We start from the raw sequence: 4,595 nt of genomic DNA on the forward strand, positions 1-4,595 counted from the left end.
TTCCCCCCCTTTTACCACCCCCCCCCCCCCCCCCCCCCCCCCCCCCCCCCCCCCCCCAAACCCCCCCCCCCCCCCCCCCCCCCCCCCCCCCCCAACAGGGACGCTCAGGCGTCGGGGGCACGACCGGAAGGATCAGTGGTGCCGGGCCCGTTCGCCTAGGTGCGCCAGCACCGCGCCTGCCATGGCCTCCTGACCCTTGGCGTTGGGGTGGGCCGGAGCGGCGGGCGAGGTCGGGCGCAGCGGCTCGATCCAGCGATCGGCGGGGGCCTTGCACATGTCGTGGCCCACGGTCGGCCCGTAGGTGTCCACGTACTCGGCCCGGTTCAGGAACGCCACCGTGCGGAGCATCAGGTTGAGCCGCTTGCCGGTGTCCCGCAGGTAGGGGAAGTCCTTCGCGGCGAACGGAACGGTCGGATAGCAGCCGCTGCCGTCGTCGGGCAGGAGGTCGGGGTAGCCGACGACGACCACCCTGGCGTGCGGCGCCCTGGCGTGGATCTCGCGCAGCACCCGGGCGACCTTGGGGGCCGTTTCGAGGATGTTCAGGGTGAGTTGGTCGTAGCCCGCGGCGCCGTAGTACTGCTGGCAGGGATTGCCCGAGAGGTCCTTCGAACTGAGCCCGGCGCAGGTGGCGATGATCGGGCCGAAGCCCATGTCGTTGCCGCCGATCTGCAGGGTCACCAGGTCGGTGCCGTGCTTCACCGCGTTCAGCTGGGGTCCGTTCGTCCCCTGCGCCTTCCACATCTCGTCGGTCTTCGCTCCGGAACAGCTGACGTCCGTGAACGAGGCGACCTTGCGCGCGGCCGCCGTGATCGAGGGATAGTTGTGGTCGGAGCGCGCGCAGTTCGCGTCGACCTGCTGAGGTATCAGAGGCCCGGACGTGTACGAGTCGCCGAGCGCGACATAGTCGACGCCATGCGGTGCGTGCCCTTCGCCCGCCGCGGCGGGAGTCGCCGCCGCGACGCCGGCGACGAGCGCGCAGCTGCTCAGCGCGGCCCCCAGCGCCATGGCGCCCCGTCGCCTCGGGACGTCATTGTCCGGACGCGTGTGATGGTTCATCGTGCCCCTCCCGTGAAGCCATGACGGCCTGCTGAACGGGTACCGGCTTTCCCGCGGCGCACAAGGGATCGTGGCGTCGCGGCAGGCCGGACGGCTCCTGCCCGGCAGACCCAACCTGGTCTGTATACCGGCCGGTAGGCCGCCGGACCAGAGTTTGATCGCCCTCCACTTGTCCAACTCTCATCCACCGCCCGCTGGTTCAGTCCACGTACAGGCCTCCGGCGCGGGTGGTGCGGACGGTGCGGACGGCTCAGACGGCGCGGGGGCAGCGTCCCCGAACCGGATGGTGAAGTCGTTCAGGGCCAGGCTGAGCAGGGGCCGGCGGCGGCCCAACTCCCGCAACGGGCCGCCTTCGTGTGTGGTCCAGCGCGCCTTTGCCGTTCGTACCGTGGAGCGCGAGCGGACGGAGCTGGTCTTGAGTCCGCCGTCGAGGGTCTGCGTGACCCGATAGGTGAGCGGCCAGCGGCCCGGTATCCGGCGGCCGGGCTCGAAGGCGGCGGTGGCCAGCACGTCCTTGTCCGTCGCCGCGCCGGCCCGTACACCGGTGGTCCGGTCGATGTCGAAGTCCGCCATCTCCTTGGGGATACCCCACAGTTCGCGGCCGCCCGCCATCGAGGCGGCGCTGTCCACCCAGATGTCGGTGATGCAGACACGGGGGCGGCTGCCGTCCCGTACGAGGACGGCGCGAAGCAGTTCGTTGTAGCGCAGGACGCTGTCGTTCTCGTAGACGACCCAGGCGGCGCCGACCACACCGCGCCCGGCGACGGTGACCGGCCGGGTGCCGTCCGCCACGGGTGGCAGTTCGGGGGCCGGCACCAGCCACACCGACAGATACATCTGGCCGGCCAGGTGCCAGGGTTCCTCGGGGTAGGGCGTCACAGGGTGTCCTTTCCGGTGGGGGTTTCCAGCCGCAGCGCCGCCGGTGCGTCCGCGGGAACGGCCGGGTGCCTGGGCGGTACCGGCCGCACCCGGCGGTAGGGCAGGCCGGGTGCGGGCCGGGAGTCGTCCTCGCCGTGGTTGGGCCACAGGGCGACGGCCCGCTCGGCCAGGGCGGTGATGGTGAGGGAGGGGTTCACACCGAGGTTCGCCGAGATCGTGGAACCGTCGATGACGTGCAGCCCCGGATGTCCGTGCAGCCGGTGATAGGGGTCGACGACCCCGGTCTCCGCGGTCCCACCGACGGTGCATCCGCCGATGAGATGTCCGGTGGTGGGGATGTCGAACAGATCGGCCCAGGTGCCACAGGCCTGGCCGCCGGTCCGCTCGGCCGCTCCGCGGGCCGCCCGGTGTCCCGCGGGTATCCAGGTCGGGTTGGGCGTGCCCTCGCCGGGGCGGCTGGTCAGCCGTCTACGTCCGGTGAGGGTGCGGCGGAGGTACGTCGTCACGGAGTTGTCGAGGGACTGCATGACCAGCAGGACGACGGTCTGCTGGGACCAGCGGCGCGGGCTGTGCAGGCTCGGCAGGCCACGCAGATTGCGGGCCATCGCGACCAGGCCGACGAGCAGCCGGGAGCGGCCGGGGACGGGGTCGACGAGCATCGCGCCGAGCAGCCCGAGCAGATTGCTCCCACGGCCGTAGCGGACGGCTTCGACGTGCGTGTTCTCGTCGAGGTGCACGGAGGACGTGATGGCGACTCCCCGGCTGAAGTCGGTGCTCCTGTCCCTGGACCGGACGCCCAGGATGGCCTCGGAGTTGGTGCGGGTCAGCCTGCCGAGGCGGGGTGACACCCGGGGCAGCGAACCTCCGGCCCGCAGCCGGTGCAGCAGCCGCTGGGTGCCCAGGGCGCCCGCCGCGAACACGACGTGCCGGGCGGTCAGGGTCCGCTTGCGGCGGAGCGCCCCGCCACCGGTGCGTACCGACGTGACGGCCCAGCCGTCACCTTCACGGGTGACGTCGGTGACCGTGCGCAGGGCCAGCACCTCGGCACCCGCGCGCTCGGCCAGGCCCAGATAGTTCTTGGGCAGGGTGTTCTTCGCGTTGTGCCGGCAGCCGGTCATGCACGCGCCGCAGTGCAGGCAGGCGTTGCGCTCGGGCCCCGCCCCGCCGAAATAGGGGTCCGCGACGCGGGCGCCGGGGACGGCGTCGGGCGGCCCGAAGTGCACACCGACCGGCACGGCCTTGAAGGTGTCGGCGCAGCCGAGGTCGTCCGCCGTGTCCCTGAGGAGCCGGTCGGCGTCGGTGAGCACGGGGTTGGGGGTGACGCCGAGCATCCGGCGGGCCTGCGCGTAGTAGGGCGCGAGCTCGCTTCGCCAGTCGGTGATCCCGGCCCACGGCGAGCCCTCGTAGAAGGCGTCGGGGGGCTCGTAGAGTGTGTTGGCGTAGCCGAGGGAGCCGCCGCCGACGCCGGCGCCCGTGAGGACGAGCACGTCACCCAGCAGGGTCATGCGCAGGATGCCCGTGCAGCCGAGGCGCGGGGCGAAGAGATAGTCGCGCACATGCCAGGACGTACGGGGGAAGTCGGTGTCGGCGAAGCGGCGGCCGGACTCCAGGACCCCGACGCGATACCCCTTCTCGGTGAGGCGCAGCGCGGTGACGCTGCCGCCGAATCCGGAGCCGATGACGAGTACGTCGTAGTCGGGCGCGTCCATCAGGGCCCCTTCGGTACGAAGTCGGCGAGGACCGGGCCGATCAGGCGCGCGATGTTCGCCCGGCGGACTTCCGGGTGTTCGCCCGCGAGCCGCACGGGTCCTTCGAGGCCGGGTGTGTGGGCCGCGAGCGCGAAGTGCGGCAGCAGGACGAGCAGCAGGGACAGCAGGGCGTCGACGTCGGCGCCTTTGCGCAGGTCGCCGGTCTCGACCGCCCGCTCGACCAGGGGCCGCAGACCGGCCAGGTAGATGTCCTGCACCGGGGCGCGTACGGCGTTGCGGACGGCCGGGTCGAGTTCCATGTTGGTGGCGGCGGTGACCCCGCGCTCCAGCGGATGGCCGGCGAAGTAGTCGAGCCAGGCCTCCAGGGCGTCGGTGAGGTAGCGGGAGAACTCCGTGGAGCCGTCGTACCCGTCGAGCCAGGGCCGCATGGCGGCGTAGACGCGCAGGGAGGTCTGCTCGGCCACGTAGGCGAAGAGGTCGAGCTTGCCCTCGAAGTACTGGAACAGCGACCCCTTGGCCACGCCGGCCTCGCGGGCGATGACGTTGAGGCTTCCGGTGGAGTAGCCGTGGGTGCCGAACTCGTCCATCGCGGCGACCAGGACCCGTTCGCGGCGCACCGGTGGCAGACGGGTCCAGGTGGAAGTGGGCATGAGCGCTCCCGCGTATGACCAGGCGGTCATGTGACCGCCCGGTCATCGTCTGTGCGGCGACGACACGCTGTCAACGAGTCGGACAGGAAACGTTGTCGATCTCCCGGATGCGCGAACTCCGGCCCGCGTCACGGCCATTGACACAGCCTGTCGTCGCACAGCAGCCTGTGGACACCCGGTCATGTGGCCGGGTGGGCCCAAGAAGGGGAGGAAAGGGAAAGGGGGGGGGTTGTCGGGGGGGGCCCGTCCGGGATCGCCCCCTTCCAAGGTCTTTCCGGACACAGGATTGCGGACGAACTCT

Annotated in this window: 4 protein-coding genes; all 4 read right to left on the minus strand. The window is 71.7% G+C overall.

Annotated features, from left to right (window positions below; translation table 11 throughout):
* Positions 1 to 132 precede the first annotated feature (132 nt).
* Positions 133 to 1,056 (minus strand): SGNH/GDSL hydrolase family protein, encoded by a 924-nt coding sequence (locus tag ACZ6KY_RS21425; RefSeq protein ID WP_469311872.1) that lies wholly within the window; start codon positions 1,054 to 1,056, stop codon positions 133 to 135.
* A gap of 180 nt (positions 1,057 to 1,236) precedes the next feature.
* Positions 1,237 to 1,935, minus strand: a complete 699-nt coding sequence (locus ACZ6KY_RS21430) for an acetoacetate decarboxylase family protein (protein ID WP_469311873.1) — start codon at positions 1,933 to 1,935, stop codon at positions 1,237 to 1,239.
* Entirely contained in the window at positions 1,932 to 3,644 is a 1,713-nt protein-coding gene (locus tag ACZ6KY_RS21435) for a GMC oxidoreductase (protein WP_469311874.1), read from the minus strand. The genes ACZ6KY_RS21430 and ACZ6KY_RS21435 overlap by 4 nt, the downstream gene beginning before the upstream one ends.
* Positions 3,644 to 4,294, minus strand: a complete 651-nt coding sequence (locus ACZ6KY_RS21440) for a TetR/AcrR family transcriptional regulator (protein ID WP_469311875.1) — start codon at positions 4,292 to 4,294, stop codon at positions 3,644 to 3,646. Before ACZ6KY_RS21440 ends, ACZ6KY_RS21435 begins: the two co-directional genes overlap by 1 nt.
* Between the last annotated feature and the right edge of the window lie 301 nt (positions 4,295 to 4,595).

Source organism: Streptomyces sp. NPDC042002 (genome assembly GCF_055588305.1).